This is a genomic window from Mycobacterium sp. PO1 (assembly GCF_017312405.1).
Classification (GTDB): Bacteria; Actinomycetota; Actinomycetes; order Mycobacteriales; family Mycobacteriaceae; genus Mycobacterium.
The window spans coordinates 1-17,336 of sequence record NZ_BLTG01000074.1; the positions used below are offsets into that span (position 1 = coordinate 1).

The following is a 17,336-nucleotide window of genomic DNA, read 5'->3' on the forward strand; positions in this document are numbered from 1 at the left end:
GGCACCGGCATTCGTGCATCCCCACACGCCCACGCCCACGGGCCAAAGCGCCACCGGCACAGCCGTTCCCGTTGCCGAGTGACCCGTCGTCTGCATAGCTCATGTGAACGGATGATGGGCGTGTGGTCGCCCCGTCCGAGTGCCGAACCTGAGAGCCGGCGTTGGTCGAACGACGCGGTACGGGCCGGTGTTCAGTCGAACAACGTAGGCAGCGCCGAGGCGTGACGGCGCTCCAGGCCGAGCAACGTCTTCTTCCGCTCCATGCCTCCGCCGTACCCGGTGAGGCTGCCGTTGGCCCCGATGACCCGGTGGCAGGGCACGATGATGCCGATCGGGTTGTGCCCGTTGGCCAAGCCGACCGCACGGAACGCCCCGGGCGCCTCGATCTGCCGGGCGATCTCTCCGTAGGAACGGGTTTCACCGTAGGGAATGGTCAACAGCGCCTCCCAGACCCGGCGTTGAAATGCCGTACCGACCAGGTCCAGGCCGAGGTCGAAGTCCTGTCGTTCGCCGCGGAAGTACTCCTCGAGTTGTGCCACCGCGTCGCCGAAGGCCTCGTCGTCGCGCAGCCAGTTCGACCGGTCCGGTTCGTAGGTCTGATCGGTCATCCGCAAGTGACGCAGACGGCCGTCGCGTCCTGCCAGCGTCAGCGTCCCGACCGGGCTGTCCATGGTTCGATACCGCACGTCGTCGCTCATCGTTTCTCCTTCGGCGGCCACTGATTGACCGCATGATCGAGGGCTGTCCAAAGATGTTGTGTCGCATAGGATCGCCAGGGGCGCCAGGCCCTGGCGTGTTCGCTCAGCGGTTTGGGCGCCGACGGTAGGCCAATGTGCCCAGCGGCGGCGGCCACGCCCAGATCGGTGGCCGGGAAAGCGTCCGGGTCGCCCAGTCCCCGCATGGCGATCATCTCTGAGGTCCACGGGCCGACGCCGGGCAGGGCCAACAGCTGCTGCCGCGCGGCCTGCCAGTCGCATCCCGAGTCGAGCACCACCTCTGCGGTGCTCAACGCGGCGGTCAACCCTGTCAGAGTGCGCTGCCGCGAGGCTGGGAACGCCAGGTGGCGAGTGTCGATGTCGGAAAGCTGGGCCACTGAGGGGAACAGGTGCGTCAGTCCGCCGCCCGGGTCGCTGATCGAGTCGCCATACGCGGTGACGAGTCTCGCGGCGTGGGTGCGTGCGGCGGCGGTGGACACTTGCTGGCCGAGCACCACCCGCACGGCGAGTTCGTGCTCGTCGACAGTGCGCGGGATGCGCTGCCCGGGCGCCTTGGTCACAAGAGGCGCCAGGTGATCGTCGGCGCCGAGGGCTTCGACGACCGCCTCCGGATCGGCGTCGAGGTCGAGCAGCCGCCGGCAGCGGGCGATGGCGGCCGACACGTCGCGAAACTCGTCGACGACCAGCCGGCACCGCACGTGATCCAGGTGAGGGGTGAGGCCAACGACAGCGCTTCCGTGCGGAAGCCGCATCGTCCGGCGATAGGTGCCGTCCCGGACCTCTTCGACCCCGGGCACCGCGGTGGCGGCCAGATGCCCGAACAACCCTTCGTAGGCGAACGGTGTCCGCACCGGCAGCCGCAGCGACATTGCTCCGGCGCCTGCGAGGGTGTCGCCACCGTCGCGGGCGCGGGCGCGCCGACGCAGCATGGTCGGGGACATGTCGCACACCGTGCGCACCGTGTCATTGAATTGGCGGATGCTGGAGAAGCCGGCCGCGAATGCCACATCGCTGATGGGCATCTCGGTCGTCTCGATGAGAACCCGTGCGATCTGCGTGCGTTGCGCTCGGGCCAGCGCGAGCGGAGTGGCTCCCAGCTCGGCCTGCGTGAGGCGCTCGAGCTGGCGTGCGGTGTATCCGAGCCGGGCGGCCAGTCCGGCGACACCTTCGCGGTCGACGACGCCGTCGGCGATCAACCGCATGGTCCGCGCGACGACATCGCCACGCACATTCCACTCCGGAGATCCGGGCGAGGCGTCGGGTCGGCACCTCTTGCACGCGCGGAAGCCGCCCCGCTGCGCAGCCGCCGCCGTGGGGTAGAAGCGCATGTTGCGGGCCAGCGGCGGCCGCACCGGACAGCTGGGGCGGCAGTAGATTCCGGTAGAGAGCACCGCGATGACGAACCACCCGTCGAACCGCGCGTCCTTGGCCTGCACGGCCCGGTAGCAGCGGTCGAAGTCGGTGTGCATGTCACCGACAATGGCACGACGGCGCCGCGAGCACTAGCGGAAAAACGACATGGAGCTGTCCTGCGATGTCAGGGCTCTGGGTAGCCTCGGCCCGGCGTCAGGACCGGTTCAGCGGCACCGAGATCACCCGGCTTCCGAGCGCCTTCACGCGGTCGGGTAGGACCCGGTTCAGCGTACCCATCGCCTTGCTCACCAGCGAGCCGGCCATCACCTTCTGATCGCCGCGCCGCATCGCCCGATAACCCTCGTCGGCGACCCGCGCCGGGTCGTCCTTGGGTGCTTTCCCCACCGGGGTGTTGTCCAGGCCGGCGCGGTGGAAGAAGTTCGTCCCGGTGGGACCGGGCATCAGCGCGGTCACCGTGACATCGCTGCCGTGCAGTTCGTCGTGGATCGCCTCGGCCAGGGACTGCACGTAGGACTTCGTGGCGTTGTACACGTTCTGATAGGAGCCCGGCATCATCGACGCGACCGACGACGTGAGCAGGACCTTTCCGCTGCCCCGCTCGACCATGTCGCGAAGCACCAGTTTGGTCAGGTGGGTGGTCGAGCGCACATTCAGGTCGATCACCGACAGATCGTGCTCGAGATCGCTGTCGACAAACTTTCCGCTGGTGCCGACGCCGGCGTTGATCGCCGCCGCATCGAGGGCGTGGCGCCCCTCGGTCGCCCGCTCATAGAGTTCCGTGACGCCCTCGGGGCTGCGCAGATCGACCTTCACCGGCCGCACGTGGGCACCGTTGTGCGAAAGCTTGCCTGCCGCCGTGGTGATCCCGTCGTCCTCGGCGGCGATGACCAGGTCGTAGCCGTCGTCGGCGAAGCGCTTGGCCAGCTCGAATCCGATGCCGCTGGACGCGCCGGTCACAAGCGCGAGTTTCTTGGTTTCAGCCATTCCGGGCGGCTACCCGCGACACCGCCGGCGAAACCGTGTCGGTTGGCCCACCGTGGCGGGGCAGCGGCGTCAGGTGCCGGTGGCGGTGCGAAACAATTTGGAGTAGACGCCGTTCTCCGGGTGGAAGAATCTCGGACCCACAACATCCCATCCGCCCAGATCCTCGACGGTCCACACCCGGTCCGGTTCGGGAAAGCGCGGGTCGGCCACACCGGCGACCTTGGTGGTGGGGCGGAAGCCGTTGTCGGCCCAGACCTGCTGTCCGCGAGCCGAATACATGTACGCCACGAGTGCTCGTGCGGTCGGCTTCTCGAGTCCGGCGTAGGTCAGCGCGACCGGGAAGTCCATGCGCAATGTCTGACGAGGCACCACGGTCTGCACGGGGTATCCGTCCCGCTGGAGTGTCCTCGCGGCGGCTTCGGACAGGAGCAGGACATCGCCGCGCCCTTCGAGGAAGTTCTCGCGGGCCTCCCACACCGAGGTCGGTCCCAGGGCGATGTGCTCCAGGATCAGCCGCCGCACGTAGTTTCGCCCCGCTTCGGGGTCGGCGCCACCGTTGCTCCCGGCTGCATACGCTGCCAGCAGAGCCAGCCGTCCGGACCCCTCGGTGGCCGGGTTGGGCGTCACGACCTCCAATCCGGGCTGCATCAGGTCCGCCCAGTCGTGGATGTTGCGGGGGTTGCCGGCGCGCACCACCATCGTCACGATCGACACGACCGGTACGCCTCCGGTTCGGCCGTTGTTCCAATCGGCGGGCACGAACTCGTCCCGGACGAGTTCCGTCATGTTCCAGGCGTCGGAGATATGGAGGACGTCGACGTCTTCGCCATGCTGCAGGACGTCCTCGATGGTGCCGAAGGCGCCGTAGACACCCTGCGCTCCGGGCCAGCCTGGCTGGCCGGCGAAGTCGTCCAACGTGGTGTTCCAGGCCGGCATGGTCGTCCGGAACGCGCCGATCCGCACCGCATCCGGACCCAGGGCATCCTCGGACGGAGAGGCGACGTCTTGAGCGCAACCGCCGGTCAGCGCGGCGATGGCGGCAATCGCGGCGAGGCGAGCCCACCAGCGAGCGGCAACGCGCATGGGGAACCTCCTGGTCTGAAACTCCCTGGAACGACGCCGAGTCTAATACGCCCGGGGGCATGATTTCCGGCACGGACGAGTCAAGAGTTCCTCAATTTTCTGTGTCGAAAGCCCTGGACAGGACTGCTCGGCTCCGCCTCGGGTGCTGTCTGCTCGGCTCCGCCTGGGTGATGTCTGCTCGGCTCCGCCTCGGGTGATGTCTGCTCGGCTCCGCCTCGGGTGTCCAACGCGGCGACCTACACTGCAAGCTGTGGCGGGACTGGTGCAGCGCTACCTCGACCGCATCTGGCGCGAGCACGCGGGCTGTGACGACGGACAGCTGGCCGACTACATCCCCGAACTGGCCGATGTCGATCCGGACGGATTCGGCCTGGCGCTGTCGTCGTCGGACGGGTTCATCTACGAAACCGGCGATGCAGCGGTGCAGTTCACCATCCAGTCGATCTCCAAGCCGTTCACCTATGCACTCGCGCTCGAGATGGTCGGCCCCGAGGTCGTCGACGCCTCGATCGGCGTCGAGCCGTCCGGGGAGCCATTCAACGAGATCAGCGTCGACCCTGAGTCCAAGACGCCGAAGAACCCGATGATCAACGCCGGCGCGATCGCCGCCGTCTCGCTGATCCCGGCATCCTCACCCGAAGAGCGCTTCGCGCTGCTGCGCGACTGGTATTCGGCATTCGCCGGCCGGCAGCTCGAGCTGGACGAGCAGGTCTACGCGTCGGAAAAGGCCACCGGCAGCCGCAACCGGGCCATCGGCTACATGCTGCAGAGCTTCGGAGTGCTCGACGACGACCCCGACGCGGTGCTCGACGTGTACTACCGCCAGTGCTCGCTGCGCGTCACCGCCACCGATCTGGCCAAGATGGGCGCCACCCTGGCGCGCGGCGGGGTCAATCCGCAGACCGGCCGCCGGGTCAGCGATGCGGCGGTGGTCAAACGCACCCTGGCCGTCATGGTCACCTGCGGGATGTATGACGGGGCCGGTGACTGGGTCAGTGCCGTCGGTATGCCGGCCAAGAGCGGCGTCGGCGGGGGAATCGTCGCAGTATTGCCCGGACAACTCGGTATCGGCGTGTACTCGCCGCGCCTGGATGCCAAAGGCAACAGCGTGCGCGGCGTGCGGGTGTGTCGCAGCCTGTCCGAACAGCTCGGGCTGCATTTCCTGACGGTGGCGAGGGACTCGCGGGCCACGCTGCGCGCGGTGTACGACCCAGAGCCCGGTATCCGGGTCTACGAGGCACACGGCGATCTGCTGTTCAGCGGCGCAGAACAGGTCATACGAGTCGCCGACCGCGAACGCGACGCGTTTGAGGTCGTCATCCTCGACGTCTCCCGGATCGACGACATCGACGACGCCGCCCGCGCTCTGCTCTCCGGGATGGCCGAAGAGCTGCGCTCAGACGGCAAGGCCGGGTTCGTCGTCGACCCCGACCGATCGGTGATCCGCGCCGACTCCGAACTCGACGCCAGTCGCTTCGTGTCCGTGGCCGACGCTGTCGACGCCGCGCGTCTGTGGTTGGACACTGCACGACGCGGCAGATGAATTCAGGTTCCTCGACGCACCGGTTGCAACCGGCGGGCGATCTGATCGACCATCGATTCGAGTTCGGCCAGCCGTGCCGCTACCCGTTCCGGCGCCCACGCCAGCGCGATTTCGGCAGGCGCCCAGGTGCTTTCATCCACCGGGATCAGTCTGAACTCCGGCGGAGAGAAGATCTTGCCGATGAACGAATCCGGCGCGTAGCTGACCACCGCCACCAGATGCCGGTTGAACACCTGGCTCGCCATCTCGACCTCGCCGCCACGCTGGTTGGTGGTGCGCACGATGCGGTGCACCCCCCTGCGGTTGAGCCCGCGGGTCAACCCCGCCAGCACCACCGGGTTGGGCCGGGCGAAGTCGATCGCCACCTCACGTTCGCGCAGCTCCTCGATCGAGACCGCCTCTCGTTGCGCCAGCGGGTCGTCGAAGCGCACCGCGATGGCGCCCTGATATCGGGCGACCACCCGGTGGCGCAGCCGCGGGTCGGGGGCGGGGAGATGGATCAGACCCAACTCGGCGTGCCCGGCGATGAGCTTCGCGGTGACCTCGGCCGCCGATCCGGGCACCGTGAACTCCACCGGCGCCAAGTCGGTGACGGCCGCCTCGAGCTCGGCGAGCAGATCCGACGGTGCGTAGGCAGTGGCGCTGACCCGGACCGGCGCCGGCCCCGGGCGGCCCTGCGCCGCGACCGCCTTGAACTCCTCGACCTGCGCCAGCACGTCGCGCGCCGGTCCCAGCAGTCGTTGGCCCAGCGGGGTGAGACGGACCTCGTGGTAGCCGCGTTCGAACAGCGGGCCGCCGAGCTCCTTTTCGAGGAGTTTGATCTGCTTGCTCAGCGGGGGCGGCGTGATCATCAACTTCTCGGCAGCCCGCTTGAAGTGGAGTTCCTCGGCGACAGCGACGAAATATCTGAGCCTGGTGAAGTCGATGTCCATTCCTGCCGCATCTCGAACGCCGGTGGCCGGGGCCACCGGCGCCTGTACGGAAATGCTACGAGATCACCGCTGCCCAGCGGTCGGCGTCACGTCGGGGCGGGCGGGTTGCGCCGTCTCCAGCACGCCCCGGGCGTGTAGCTCGGCGATGCGCCTGTCGTCGAGACCGAGGAGCTCGGCGGCGATCTCGGCGGTGTGCTCACCGAGCAGCGGGGCCTGTCCCAGCGGCGGATCGGCCACGTGGTCGGAGTGGATCTGCACGTTCTCCAGCGTGAACGGTGCTTCGGCGTGCGGGTGCAGTTCCTCGCGGAACGCGCGTCGCTGGACGTAGTGATCCCACTCGGGCACTTCCGGTGGGCGCAGAACGGCCCCTGCCGGCACGCCGGCGGCCTGCAGCCGGTCCATGGCCGCCATCCGGCAGCGCTGCGCGGTCCAGGCGCGCAGCGCCTCCTCGATCGAGTCGTCGTCCCCGGTGAACCCGATCACCTCGCGCAGCGCGCACAGATCCGAGTCGTCGCGCACGGTGACGGCGATCCACTGGTCGTCGCCCTGCGCGGGAAACAGACCCCACGGGCCACGGCGGCCCGGCTCGGTGCGGGTGTGGCCGGCACGGTGCAACGCGTCGGCGGCGATGTCGGCAGCCAGATGGCTGAGCATGACCTCGGCCTGCGAGATGCTCGCGGCGCCACCGGTGCCGGTGCGTTCCCGACGCAGCAGCAGCGCGATCGCGGACAGTGCCCCGATGCGCGCCGAGACGTGGTCGGGGTAGACCGTCACGGTGTCACAGAACGTCTCCGGCTCACCGGGATACACCCAGAGGTTGGTGAATCCCGCCGCGGCACGCACCAACGGTCCGTAGCCCAGGCGCTTGGCCCACGGACCTGTGGGGCCGAACGCCGAGCTGTCGACCACCACCAGCCCCGGGTTGATCGCGTGCAGTGTCGCGTGGTCCATGCCGAGCGCTTCGGCAACCCCGGGCTTGAAGTTGGTCAGGACCACGTCGCAGGTGCGTGCGAGCCGGTGGGCCAGCTCCCGGCCCTCGGGATCGGACAGGTCGATGCCGATCGACCGTTTGTTGCGGTGGCCTGCGGCGTACGGCTGGGTCATCGAGTTCAGCCGGCCGACGCGCAGACCGTCGGGGTGCGAGGAGTGCTCGATCTTGACCACGTCGGCACCCAGGTCCCCGAACAACCGGCCGGTGTCGGCGCCGACCACGATGACCCCCAGGTCGAGGACGCGGACCCCCTCCAGCGGGCGTCCCTCGCCGCGCCGTGGCCGACCCGCCAGTATCGGCGCTGCGGTGAGGCGTTCAGTCACACCGTGGCGCGACGGCCCGACGTTCACGGCACTCGCGCGGTGCCCGTCGATCTCGCCGACCCCCGCCGGAACGGGTGCCCTCACACCGGGCGCGAGCTCGGCGTGGACGAAGAAGCCGCGGGCGCGGAAATGCTCGGCGTTGAGCGCTTCGGACAGCGTCAGCACCGCAGCGGTGGGGACGCCGTGGGCCTGCCCGCGCGCTTCCAGCTCGGCGCGGGTCTTGTCGGCGCAGAACCGCTCGATGGCCTCGAGCAGCTGCGGCGAGTGGAATCGCTTGCCCAACTTGTCGAACGAGGGATCGGCGAACTCCTCGGGGCTGCCCATCAGCGAGAACATGCCGCGCCACTGCCGTTTCGACAGGATGCAGATGCGGACGTGGCCGTCCTGGCAGGCGACGATGGGGTAGCGCTGTCGTTCGGCGTTCCAGTCACGGAGCTGGCTGGTGATCGCCACGCCCGCCGACGCACTTCCCGCGGTGCCGAACGGCGGGTCGAGGGCCTGCATCGCGCCGTCGAGCACCGAGAAGTCGATGAGATCCCCCTCCCCGCTGCGCAGCCGGTCTGCGAACACGCTGAGCGTCGTGACCGCGGCTTGCGCGGCGGCCACCTGGTAGGGCAGGTCGGCGGGCGGAATCAAGGGCTCTCGGCCGGGGATGCCCGAGCGGGACAGCTCGCTGGTCAGGGCGTGCAGCACGGGTCCGGTGGCCTGCCAGGCTCGCTGGTCGGTGTCCCGGCCGAAATCGCTGATCGACAGGATCACCAGACCGGGATACCGGGACCGGATGTCGCGAACCGACAGCATCGCCTCGGCCGGGGACCCGGGCCGGGTGTTCTCGATGAAGATGTCGGCGCCGGCCAGCAGATCGGTGAACTGCACCGCGCCGGTCGAGGTCGAGGGGTCGATCTCGACGCCGGCCATGCCGTGCCGGTTGATCGCCGTGGCCACGGGCACCGAATCGACGTGCGGCCCGACCGGTTCGTCGGCGGTGACACCGCGCAACCGCACGACAGTGACCTCGGCGCCCAGATCGGCGAGCAGACGACCGACGGCCGTCATCGGACCCGAACAGGCATCGAGGATCCGGACACCCGCCAGGGGCGGGTCGTAGGCGCCGCGTGCGGCGGCCGCTTGCATCACACTCAACTCCGGCGTGCCTGACGGAACGGGATGTCGCGGTCGACCTCCGGTTCCCTGGGCAGCCCGAGCACACGCTCACCGATGATGTTTCGCTGGATCTGGTCGGTACCCCCGCCGATGGAGGTGAAGAACGCGTTGAGGGTCAGGAAGTTGACGTCGTCGGCCACCGGGTTCTCCGGACCGGCCAGCAGTGCCCGGGCGCCGATCAGCTGAGTCTTCACCGCGGCTTCGGTGTGCAGGATCTTCGACATGGCGAGCTTGCCCAGTGACATCAGCGAACTCGACGTGCCCTGGGTGGCAGCGGCTTTGGCGCGGGCGTTGGTGAGCTTGTTCAGTTCGCGCATGGCCAGGACCGAGGCGAGCTGATGGCGCATCACCGGGTCGTCGAGCTTGCCCTGTTCGCGGGCGAGTTCGAGCAGACTGTCGGCCTGGCTGTTTCGGGATCCCCGCCCGGTGTCGCCCATGATGGAGCGCTCGTATGCCAGCGCGGTCTGCAGCGCACGCCAGCCGTTGCCCTCCCCGCCGAGCAGATAGGCGTCGGGCACGATGGCGTCGCTGAGGAACACTTCGTTGAAATGTGCTTCACCGGTGATCTGCACCAGCGGCCGCACCTCGATGCCGGCCTGTTTCATCGGCAGGATGAACAGGCTCAAGCCCTTGTGTTTGGGCACATCCCAGTCGGTGCGGGCCAGCAGCAGCGCGTAGTCGGCGGTCTGCGCGCCCGATGTCCACACCTTCTGGCCGTTGACGACCCAGTGGTCGGCGTGCCGCACCGCGGTTGTTCGCACAGCGGCCAGGTCCGAACCCGCGCCGGGCTCGGAGTAGAGCAGACAGGTGCGCGACCGCTCGACGAGGAAGTCGCGCAGCAGGTCGTCCTTGAGCGCGGCGGTGCCGAGAGCGAACGTCGTGTTGGCGGCGATGTTGTACTTGTCCTGGCGCGAACCCGGCGCCTTGGCGGCGGCGAACTCCTGCGCGATGACGTTGGCCAAGTCGGCGGGGTAGCCGCGGCCGAACCAGTCGGAAGGGTAGGTCGGTACGGCGAATCCGGCGTCGAGCACCTTTTCCAGCCAGGCGATCCGTTCGGGGGAGGACGTCCACGGGTCGACGCTGCGGGGCAGCGAAGTCCAGTGGTCGCGTAACCAGTTCCGGACTTCAGAGCGCAACTGGTCGGCGGTGGGTAGCGCGGGCAGGGAAGCGTCGGACACGTCAGGCACCTTTCGAGATGAGGTAGCGCTCGCGGTGCAGGCGGGGACCGCCGAACAGCTGCAGTCCGGTCCTCGCCCGGCGCAGGAACAGATGGGCGGGGTGCTCCCAGGTGAAGCCGATCCCGCCGTGCATCTGGATGGCCTGCATCGCGACGTTGTCGTACGCCTCCGCGCAGACGAACCCGGCCAGCGCTATGGGGCCCTCGGCTGTCCGGATGTCCGTGGACACGGCGCGGGCCGCATGCTGTGCGGCCGAGGTCGCCGACTCGACCTCCAGGAGCAGATCGGCGGCCATGTGTTTGAGCGCCTGGAAACTGCCGATCGGGCGGCCGAACTGGATTCGGGTCTTCAGGTACTCGACGGTCATGTCGAAGATCCGCCGAACACCGCCGACCTGCTCGGCAGCGGCGGCGAGGACGGCGTGGTCCAGCGCTGTCTGCACGGCCTCCCATCCGGCGGTGCCGATCCGGCGCGCAGGTGTCGCGGAGAACGTGAAGGTCGACACAGGTGTGGTGGGGTCGAAAACTGTTGCCGCGGTGCGGTGGAACCCAGCGGCCTCCGGGGCCACCTCGAACACCCCGATGCCCTCGGCGGTGCGCGCGACGACGAGTATCACGTCGGCGATCTGCCCCCAGGTCACGTAGTGCGCGCTGCCGGTGAGCGTGCCGTCGGCGTCGGCACGCACCCCGATTCCGGCGGGGACCCAGGAACCGGACTCTCCGGTCACGGCGACCGTCCCGATGGCGGTGCCGTCGGCGAGCGCGGGCAGCAGCCGCTGACGGTCGTCCTCGGAGCCGGCCGCGGCGAGCAGCGTCACGGTGAGCACGGCGCTGGAGATGAACGGGGCAGGCAGTAGCGCCTTCCCGGTTTCCTCGGCGACCGCCTCCAGTTCGAGCGCGCCGAACCCCATTCCCCCGTACCGATCGGCCACGAGCATGCCCGGCACGCCCTGGTCCGCCAACTGGGCCCAGAGGTCGCGGTCGAATCCGTCGCCGGTGGCGATGACCCGCCGCACGTCGTCTTCGGTGCACCGTTGGGCCAGCAGCTCATTGACCGCGGCACGCAGGTCCGCCCGCTCGGCCGCAGTGATCGTCATGTGTCAAACCGCCTCTCTGGCCCGGCCTCCTATGCTCGGTGGTCGCGCTGCAGGTGTCCATCACCGATCCCGACATCGGCGGGTTTCCCGCTGCGACATGAGAAGTGTCGGGCCGGCGCGCCTGTCACGGTTCGGCCGGGACGGCCAGCTCGGTCGGCTCGCGGTAGCCACGCAGCGTCACCGTCTCGCCCTCACACCAGCGCGAGCGTTCTGCTTCGGTCGCGTTGGCGACTGTCTCGGCGGAGGCGACCAGCCGCTGCGGGTAGTCCTTGGCCAGTTCGCACAGCCGGGCCGCTTCGTTGACCGGCTCGCCGATCACGGTGTATTCGAAACGTTCCTGGGCGCCGACGTTGCCGGCCAGCACCGTGCCGGCCGCGACGCCGATCCCGGCCTCGCACTCCGGGACTTCCTCACGCAATCTGCGGCTGATCTGTCTGGCTGCGGCCAGTGATTCGTCCTCGGGATGCTCCAGCGACACCGGAGCGCCGAACACGGCGAGCACCGCGTCGCCCTCGAACTTGTTGACCAGCCCGTGGTGGCGATCCACTTCCTCGACGATCACCGCGAAGAACCTGTTCAGCAATTCGACGACCTCGCCGGCGGGCCGACTGGTCACCAGCTTCGTCGAGCCGATGATGTCGACGAAAACGACTGCCGCGTAGCGGTCCTCACCGCCCAGTTCGGGTCGCTCCTTCTCCGCCAGTGCGGCGACCTCGCGGCCGACGTGTCGACCGAACAGGTCGCGAACCCGTTCGCGCTCTCGTAGGCCGGCCGCCATCGAGTTGAAACCCCGCTGCAGCTGGCCGAGTTCGGTGCCGTCGAAGACGACGACGTTGGTCTCCAGATCACCACGCTCGACCTGGTTCATCCCCGATCGGACCACTCGGACGGGTGTGACCGTCAACCAGGCCAGGATCCACATCAGGATCGCGCCGAACACGAGCGCGAACGCGGCGAGGATCATCACCGCGACGGTGAACTGCGTCGGCGTCAGATTGCGTTGGATGAGCGTGATCAGCGCTGCCAGGAAGATGCCGAGCACCGGCACGCCGGAGCCCAGCGCCCAGACCAGCATCGTGCGGCCCATCAGCCCTTCGGCAAACCGCCGGGGAGGGCGGCCCGCCTCGAGCGCCTGGGCGGCCACGGGACGCAACGCGAACTCGGTGAAAAGGTAACAGCTGGCCGAGACGACGATGCCCGGAAAGCTGACTCCCAGAAGCCATTTGGGGATGTAGTCGGTGTCGTGCCAGCCGTACAGCGCGGTGAGCACCACGGTGCCGAGGCCCCACAGGACCAGCAGCACACGGGTCAGCCGCCACGGGGCCAGGAAGGTGTTGTACTGGTCCTCGGCGGTGGGGGTGCGTTCCTCGACCGCCCAGCGCACGTTGTTCATCACCCGGCGGGTGGCCCAGAACACCCCGACCACCAACGCGGTCGCCAGGTACACCGGCACGACGATGAACGAGATCCAGGCGACATCGGGGGCGAACACGTTGGGGATCGGGAACGCCACGGTGATCACCAGCGTGGCGACACCCATCCCGATCAGATTCGCCACGACCACGAAGGTGGTCAGGATGATTTGGATCCGCACCCGTCGCCGGCGCTGGCTCTCCGAGACCCGGCCCAGAATCCACGACCCGTACTCGGGGGTCGACCCCACTCGCGGGCTCTGGTTGGTCACACGTTCCAACACGCGGCCGAGACGCTGCGCCGCTGTCTTGTTGCCCGTCATGGTGGCGTCAGCCTAACCACCACCCGTGGCGTTTAAGGTGGATCGGTGCGTCTCGTGATCGCCCTGTGCACCGTGGACTACGTCGGCCGGCTCACCGCGCACCTGCCCTCGGCGCGGCGCCTGCTGCTGTTCAAAGCCGACGGGTCGGTGAGCGTGCATGCCGACGACCGCGCCTACAAGCCCTTGAACTGGATGAGCCCACCCTGCTGGGTGGTCGAGGATCCTGACGGTGAATCGCCGGTCTGGGTCGTGGAGAACAAGGCCGGCGAACAGTTGCGCATCACCGTCGAAGAGATCGAGCACGATTCCAGCCACGAGCTCGGGGTCGACCCGGGGCTGGTCAAGGACGGGGTGGAGGCGCATCTGCAGGCGCTGCTGGCCGAACACGTCGAACTTCTCGGCGCCGGGTACACGCTGGTGCGCCGCGAGTACATGACCCCGATCGGACCGGTGGACCTGCTGTGCCGCGACGAGCAGGGCCGGTCGGTGGCGGTGGAGATCAAGCGCCGCGGTGAGATCGACGGCGTCGAACAACTGACCCGCTATCTCGAGCTGCTCAACCGCGACACCGTGCTGGCGCCGGTGGCCGGGGTGTTCGCGGCCCAGCAGATCAAGCCGCAGGCACGCACGCTGGCCACGGACCGCGGAATTCGTTGCCTGACGCTGGACTACGACCAGATGCGCGGCATGGACAGCGACGAGTACCGGTTGTTCTGATGGCCCGGCGACGGCGGGCGGGCGGTACGAGGCGCGGTGGCGGACAGCCAACCCCCGGGCAGGTTCGGTTCCCGTCGTCGCGTCGTGTCGAACCGGGCGCCGACGGCCACGACTACGAGGTGCGCTCGGTCGCTGCGGCGCGTGCGGTGAAGGTCTACCGGTGTCCGGGCTGTGACCACGAGATCAGGCCGGCCACCGCGCACGTCGTGGTGTGGCCGGCGACGGACGCGGCCGGCGTCGAGGACCGTCGGCACTGGCACACGTCGTGTTGGGCCAACCGCGCCACCCGCGGTCCGACCAGGAAGTGGTCGTGAGACCTCGGTGTTGACAGGTCGGGGCGCGAGTCCTCGGTGGACTCAGTGATCGTCGGCGGCGGGTTCGACCAGTTCGATCAGCACCCCGCCGGCATCCTTGGGATGGACGAAGTTGATGCGGGAATTCGCGGTGCCGCGACGCGGTGCGTCGTACAGCAGCCGCACACCCTGCTCGCGCAATCTCTCGGTGAGCGCATCGATGTCGCTGACCCGGTAGGCCAGCTGCTGCAGACCCGGCCCGCGCTTGTCGATGAACTTCGCGATCGTCGAGGACTCGTCGATCGGCGACATCAGCTGCACCTGCGCGCTGCCCATCGGAGCGCCGCGTACGGACAGCATCGCCTCGCGGACGCCCTGCTCCTCGTTGATCTCTTCGTGCAGCACGATCATGCCCAGATGATCGTGATACCACTTGATGGCCACGTCCAGGTCAGGCACGGCGATGCCGACGTGATCGATGGCGGTGACCAGCGCGGTGGCCAGCACAGGACGGGCGTCAGTCTGCTCGGCGGTCATAACGCAAAGGTAACCTAATCAGATCGGTTTCGAATAGCTCGGGTGCAGTGGATAGCCTGTCAGGCGGTCCGTGAAACGCAGTTGGAGGTAGTCATGACGACGTCGGTGATCGTTGCTGGAGCCCGGACGCCGGTAGGCAAGCTGATGGGGTCACTGAAGGACTTCTCCGGCAGCGACCTGGGTGCGGTGGCCATCGCCGGGGCGTTGGACAAAGCGCAGGTTCCCGCCTCGGCGGTGGAGTACGTGATCATGGGCCAGGTGTTGACCGCCGGCGCCGGGCAGATGCCCGCGCGCCAGGCCGCGGTGGCCGCCGGCATCGGCTGGGATGTGGCCTCGCTGACGATCAACAAGATGTGTCTGTCGGGCATCGACGCGATCGCACTGGCCGATCAGCTGATCCGCGCGGGTGAGTTCGACGTCGTGGTCGCCGGCGGTCAGGAGTCCATGACCCAGGCCCCACACCTGTTGATGAACAGCCGCTCCGGCTACAAGTACGGCGATGTGACCGCGCTGGACCACATGGCCTACGACGGTCTGCACGACGTCTTCACCGATCAGCCGATGGGCGCGCTGACCGAACAACGCAACGACACCGACCGGTTCACCCGTGCCCAGCAGGACGAGTTCGCCGCCTCGTCGCACCAGAAGGCCGCCCGCGCGTGGAAGGACGGGGTGTTCGCCGATGAGGTGGTGCCGGTGAAGATCCCGCAGCGCAAGGGCGACCCGGTGGAGTTCACCGAGGACGAGGGGGTTCGCGCCGACACCACCGCGGAATCGCTGTCCGGCCTGCGCCCGGCGTTCCGCAAGGACGGCACCATCACCGCGGGCTCGGCATCCCAGATCTCCGACGGCGCCTGTGCGGTCGTGGTGATGAACAAGGCCAAGGCCGAGGAGATGGGCCTGCAGTGGCTGTGCGAGATCGGCGCCCACGGGGTCGTCGCTGGTCCAGATTCCACGCTGCAGAGCCAGCCCGCCAACGCGATCAAGAAGGCGATCGCCAAGGAAGGCATCTCGGTCGACGATCTCGACGTCATCGAGATCAACGAGGCGTTCGCCGCGGTCGCGCTGGCCTCGACCAAGGAATTGGGCCTCGACGAGGCCACGGTCGAGGCGAAGGTCAACACCGACGGTGGAGCCATCGCGATCGGGCATCCGATCGGGATGTCGGGAGCACGGATCACGCTGCACGCCGCGCTGGAGCTGGCGCGGAAGGGCTCCGGCTATGCCGTCGCCGCGCTGTGCGGCGCCGGCGGCCAGGGCGACGCGCTGGTGCTCCGCAGGCCCTGAACAGGGCGCATGGCCAACGACGCAATGTAGTAGCTGGCGGCGGCGTCGGGCACAATGGCGGCCATGGCGAACCAATCAAGCGCTTACGACATCCGCAGTGCGGCGGGGTGGTTCCGGTTGATCGCGTTGGCGGAGGCGGCCAGCTGGATCGGCCTGCTGATCGGGATGTACTTCAAATACCTCGGCTCACCGCAGACGGAGATCGGGGTGAAGGTGTTCGGGCCCGTCCACGGGGGTGTCTTCGTGGCGTTCCTGGTGGCCGCCGCGGTCGTCGGGATCTCGCACCGCTGGACCGCGGTGACATGGTTGCTGGCGTTGCTGGGCAGCATCGTGCCATTGGGCAGTGTGATCTTCCTCATATGGGCTGATCGGACCGGTCGGATCGGAGCTCCGACGGCGGCGGCGGGTGTCGCGCAGCCGGGTCGGACGGTCCCCGAAACGACGTGACACACTTGAACCCGTGACTCGTCCTGGACCCCGAATCTCGCCTGCCATGGCGGGCGCAGTGGATCTGTCGGCACTCAAACAGCGGGCGGCGACGACCGAGGGCGCCTCATCCGGTCCGCCCGCGGGCCCCGGCGGAGTGGAGATCACCGAGGCCAACCTGGAAGCCGAGGTGCTGGTCCGCTCCAACGAGGTCCCGGTCGTCGTGGTGCTGTGGTCCCCGCGTAGCGACGCCAGTGTCCAGCTCGGCGACGTGCTGGCCGGCCTGTCCGCTCAGGACGGGCCGAAGTGGGCGATGACGACCGTCAATGTCGACACGGTGCCCCGGGTCGCCCAGATGTTCGGCGTGCAGGCGATCCCGACCGTCGTGGCGCTGGCCGCCGGACAGCCGCTGTCCAGCTTCCAGGGGATGCAACCGCCCGAGCAGCTGCGCCGCTGGGTCGATTCACTGCTCGAGGCCACCGCGGGCAAGCTCAGCGGCACCGGTGACGCCGAGGCCCCCGAACAGGTCGACCCCGAGGTCGAACAGGCGCGGACGTTCCTCGACAGCGGCGACTTCGATGCCGCCCGAAGCGCGTATCAGAAGATCCTGGACGCCAACCCGAACCATGCCGAAGCCAAGGGCGCGGTCCGCCAGATCGCCTTCCTGCAGCGCGCCACCGCCCATCGGCGCGACGCCGTCGCCGTGGCCGACGCGGCCCCCGAGGACATCGACGCGGCGTTCGCCGCCGCCGACGTCGAGATCCTCGAACAGCACGTCGAGGCAGCGTTCGCCCGGCTGACCGGTCTGGTCAAGCGCACGACGGGAGACGACCGAACCGCGGTGCGCACCCGGCTGATCGAACTGTTCGATCTGTTCGATCCCGCCGACCCCGCGGTGATCGCCGGGAGGCGCAACCTGGCTAGCGCGCTGTACTGAACCGCAGAAAGCGCGACCTG

16 protein-coding genes are annotated in these 17,336 nt (G+C 68.6%); 6 read left to right on the plus strand and 10 right to left on the minus strand.

The features are described 5' to 3' along the window. Positions 1–191: 191 nt before the first annotated feature. From J3476_RS21410 to J3476_RS21425, 4 genes are all read right to left on the minus strand, one after another. Complete coding sequence (locus J3476_RS21410) at positions 192–698, minus strand: methylated-DNA--[protein]-cysteine S-methyltransferase (protein ID WP_207068368.1); 507 nt, start codon at positions 696–698, stop codon at positions 192–194. Then, positions 695–2,185, minus strand: a complete 1,491-nt coding sequence (locus J3476_RS21415) for a DNA-3-methyladenine glycosylase 2 family protein (RefSeq protein ID WP_207068369.1) — start codon at positions 2,183–2,185, stop codon at positions 695–697. Before J3476_RS21415 ends, J3476_RS21410 begins: the two co-directional genes overlap by 4 nt. A 97-nt stretch (positions 2,186–2,282) precedes the next feature. Then, complete coding sequence (locus J3476_RS21420) at positions 2,283–3,074, minus strand: SDR family oxidoreductase (RefSeq protein ID WP_207068370.1); 792 nt, start codon at positions 3,072–3,074, stop codon at positions 2,283–2,285. A 69-nt stretch (positions 3,075–3,143) separates the two neighbouring features. Continuing rightward, on the minus strand, positions 3,144–4,157 hold the full coding sequence (locus J3476_RS21425) for an extracellular solute-binding protein (protein WP_207068371.1): 1,014 nt from the start codon (positions 4,155–4,157) through the stop codon (positions 3,144–3,146). 250 nt (positions 4,158–4,407) lie between these two features. On the opposite strand from J3476_RS21425, the gene glsA reads away from it, so the two are divergent. Continuing rightward, positions 4,408–5,700, plus strand: a complete 1,293-nt coding sequence (gene glsA / locus J3476_RS21430) for a glutaminase A (protein WP_207068372.1) — start codon at positions 4,408–4,410, stop codon at positions 5,698–5,700. 2 nt (positions 5,701–5,702) lie between these two features. On the opposite strand, the gene J3476_RS21435 is transcribed toward glsA, so the two are convergent. From J3476_RS21435 to J3476_RS21455, 5 genes are all read right to left on the minus strand, one after another. Then, positions 5,703–6,632 carry a LysR family transcriptional regulator gene (locus J3476_RS21435; protein ID WP_207068373.1) on the minus strand — a complete coding sequence of 310 codons (930 nt, stop codon included), beginning with the start codon at positions 6,630–6,632 and terminating at the stop codon, positions 5,703–5,705. Positions 6,633–6,695: 63 nt separating this feature from the next. Beyond that, positions 6,696–9,080 (minus strand): CoA transferase, encoded by a 2,385-nt coding sequence (locus J3476_RS21440; RefSeq protein WP_207068374.1) that lies wholly within the window; start codon positions 9,078–9,080, stop codon positions 6,696–6,698. Between the two features lie 5 nt (positions 9,081–9,085). Further along, the gene (locus J3476_RS21445; RefSeq protein WP_207068375.1) at positions 9,086–10,288 is read right to left on the minus strand and encodes an acyl-CoA dehydrogenase family protein; all 1,203 of its coding nucleotides are present in this window, start codon (positions 10,286–10,288) and stop codon (positions 9,086–9,088) included. A 1-nt stretch (position 10,289) separates the two neighbouring features. Continuing rightward, a complete protein-coding gene (locus J3476_RS21450; RefSeq protein WP_207068376.1) occupies positions 10,290–11,384 on the minus strand; it encodes an acyl-CoA dehydrogenase family protein in 1,095 nt (364 codons plus the stop codon). Positions 11,385–11,508: 124 nt separating this feature from the next. Then, positions 11,509–13,119, minus strand: coding sequence for an adenylate/guanylate cyclase domain-containing protein (locus tag J3476_RS21455; RefSeq protein ID WP_207068377.1), 1,611 nt, complete (start codon positions 13,117–13,119; stop codon positions 11,509–11,511). Positions 13,120–13,164: 45 nt separating this feature from the next. On the opposite strand from J3476_RS21455, the gene nucS reads away from it, so the two are divergent. Together nucS and J3476_RS21465 are read left to right on the plus strand one after the other, a co-directional pair. Further along, the gene (nucS, locus tag J3476_RS21460) at positions 13,165–13,836 is read left to right on the plus strand and encodes an endonuclease NucS (protein ID WP_207068378.1); all 672 of its coding nucleotides are present in this window, start codon (positions 13,165–13,167) and stop codon (positions 13,834–13,836) included. Further along, positions 13,836–14,150 carry a hypothetical protein gene (locus tag J3476_RS21465; RefSeq protein WP_286183470.1) on the plus strand — a complete coding sequence of 105 codons (315 nt, stop codon included), beginning with the start codon at positions 13,836–13,838 and terminating at the stop codon, positions 14,148–14,150. Before nucS ends, J3476_RS21465 begins: the two co-directional genes overlap by 1 nt. A 42-nt stretch (positions 14,151–14,192) precedes the next feature. Here the strand turns inward: J3476_RS21465 and mce are convergent, their stop codons facing one another. Then, complete coding sequence (gene mce, locus J3476_RS21470) at positions 14,193–14,666, minus strand: methylmalonyl-CoA epimerase (RefSeq protein ID WP_207068379.1); 474 nt, start codon at positions 14,664–14,666, stop codon at positions 14,193–14,195. 93 nt (positions 14,667–14,759) lie between these two features. On the opposite strand from mce, the gene J3476_RS21475 reads away from it, so the two are divergent. The 3 genes from J3476_RS21475 (at position 14,760) to J3476_RS21485 (ending at position 17,316) form a co-directional block, all read left to right on the plus strand. Then, positions 14,760–15,953, plus strand: coding sequence for an acetyl-CoA C-acetyltransferase (locus tag J3476_RS21475; RefSeq protein ID WP_207068380.1), 1,194 nt, complete (start codon positions 14,760–14,762; stop codon positions 15,951–15,953). 63 nt (positions 15,954–16,016) lie between these two features. Then, complete coding sequence (locus tag J3476_RS21480; protein WP_207068381.1) at positions 16,017–16,400, plus strand: DUF3817 domain-containing protein; 384 nt, start codon at positions 16,017–16,019, stop codon at positions 16,398–16,400. 13 nt (positions 16,401–16,413) lie between these two features. Next, on the plus strand, positions 16,414–17,316 hold the full coding sequence (locus J3476_RS21485; RefSeq protein WP_207068382.1) for a tetratricopeptide repeat protein: 903 nt from the start codon (positions 16,414–16,416) through the stop codon (positions 17,314–17,316). Positions 17,317–17,336: the final 20 nt, after the last annotated feature.

What these genes read in the sequence shown, in the direction of transcription:
- J3476_RS21440 (WP_207068374.1), bottom strand. Translation starts at nt 9,080, where the DNA reads ATGCAAGCGGCCGCCGCACGCGGCGCCTACGACCCGCCCCTGGCGGGT.
- J3476_RS21425 (WP_207068371.1), bottom strand. Translation starts at nt 4,157, where the DNA reads ATGCGCGTTGCCGCTCGCTGGTGGGCTCGCCTCGCCGCGATTGCCGCC.
- J3476_RS21455 (WP_207068377.1), bottom strand. Translation starts at nt 13,119, where the DNA reads ATGACGGGCAACAAGACAGCGGCGCAGCGTCTCGGCCGCGTGTTGGAA.
- J3476_RS21480 (WP_207068381.1), top strand. Translation starts at nt 16,017, where the DNA reads ATGGCGAACCAATCAAGCGCTTACGACATCCGCAGTGCGGCGGGGTGG.
- J3476_RS21410 (WP_207068368.1), bottom strand. Translation starts at nt 698, where the DNA reads ATGAGCGACGACGTGCGGTATCGAACCATGGACAGCCCGGTCGGGACG.
- J3476_RS21435 (WP_207068373.1), bottom strand. Translation starts at nt 6,632, where the DNA reads ATGGACATCGACTTCACCAGGCTCAGATATTTCGTCGCTGTCGCCGAG.
- mce (WP_207068379.1), bottom strand. Translation starts at nt 14,666, where the DNA reads ATGACCGCCGAGCAGACTGACGCCCGTCCTGTGCTGGCCACCGCGCTG.
- J3476_RS21450 (WP_207068376.1), bottom strand. Translation starts at nt 11,384, where the DNA reads ATGACGATCACTGCGGCCGAGCGGGCGGACCTGCGTGCCGCGGTCAAT.
- J3476_RS21475 (WP_207068380.1), top strand. Translation starts at nt 14,760, where the DNA reads ATGACGACGTCGGTGATCGTTGCTGGAGCCCGGACGCCGGTAGGCAAG.
- J3476_RS21420 (WP_207068370.1), bottom strand. Translation starts at nt 3,074, where the DNA reads ATGGCTGAAACCAAGAAACTCGCGCTTGTGACCGGCGCGTCCAGCGGC.
- J3476_RS21465 (WP_286183470.1), top strand. Translation starts at nt 13,836, where the DNA reads ATGGCCCGGCGACGGCGGGCGGGCGGTACGAGGCGCGGTGGCGGACAG.
- J3476_RS21415 (WP_207068369.1), bottom strand. Translation starts at nt 2,185, where the DNA reads ATGCACACCGACTTCGACCGCTGCTACCGGGCCGTGCAGGCCAAGGAC.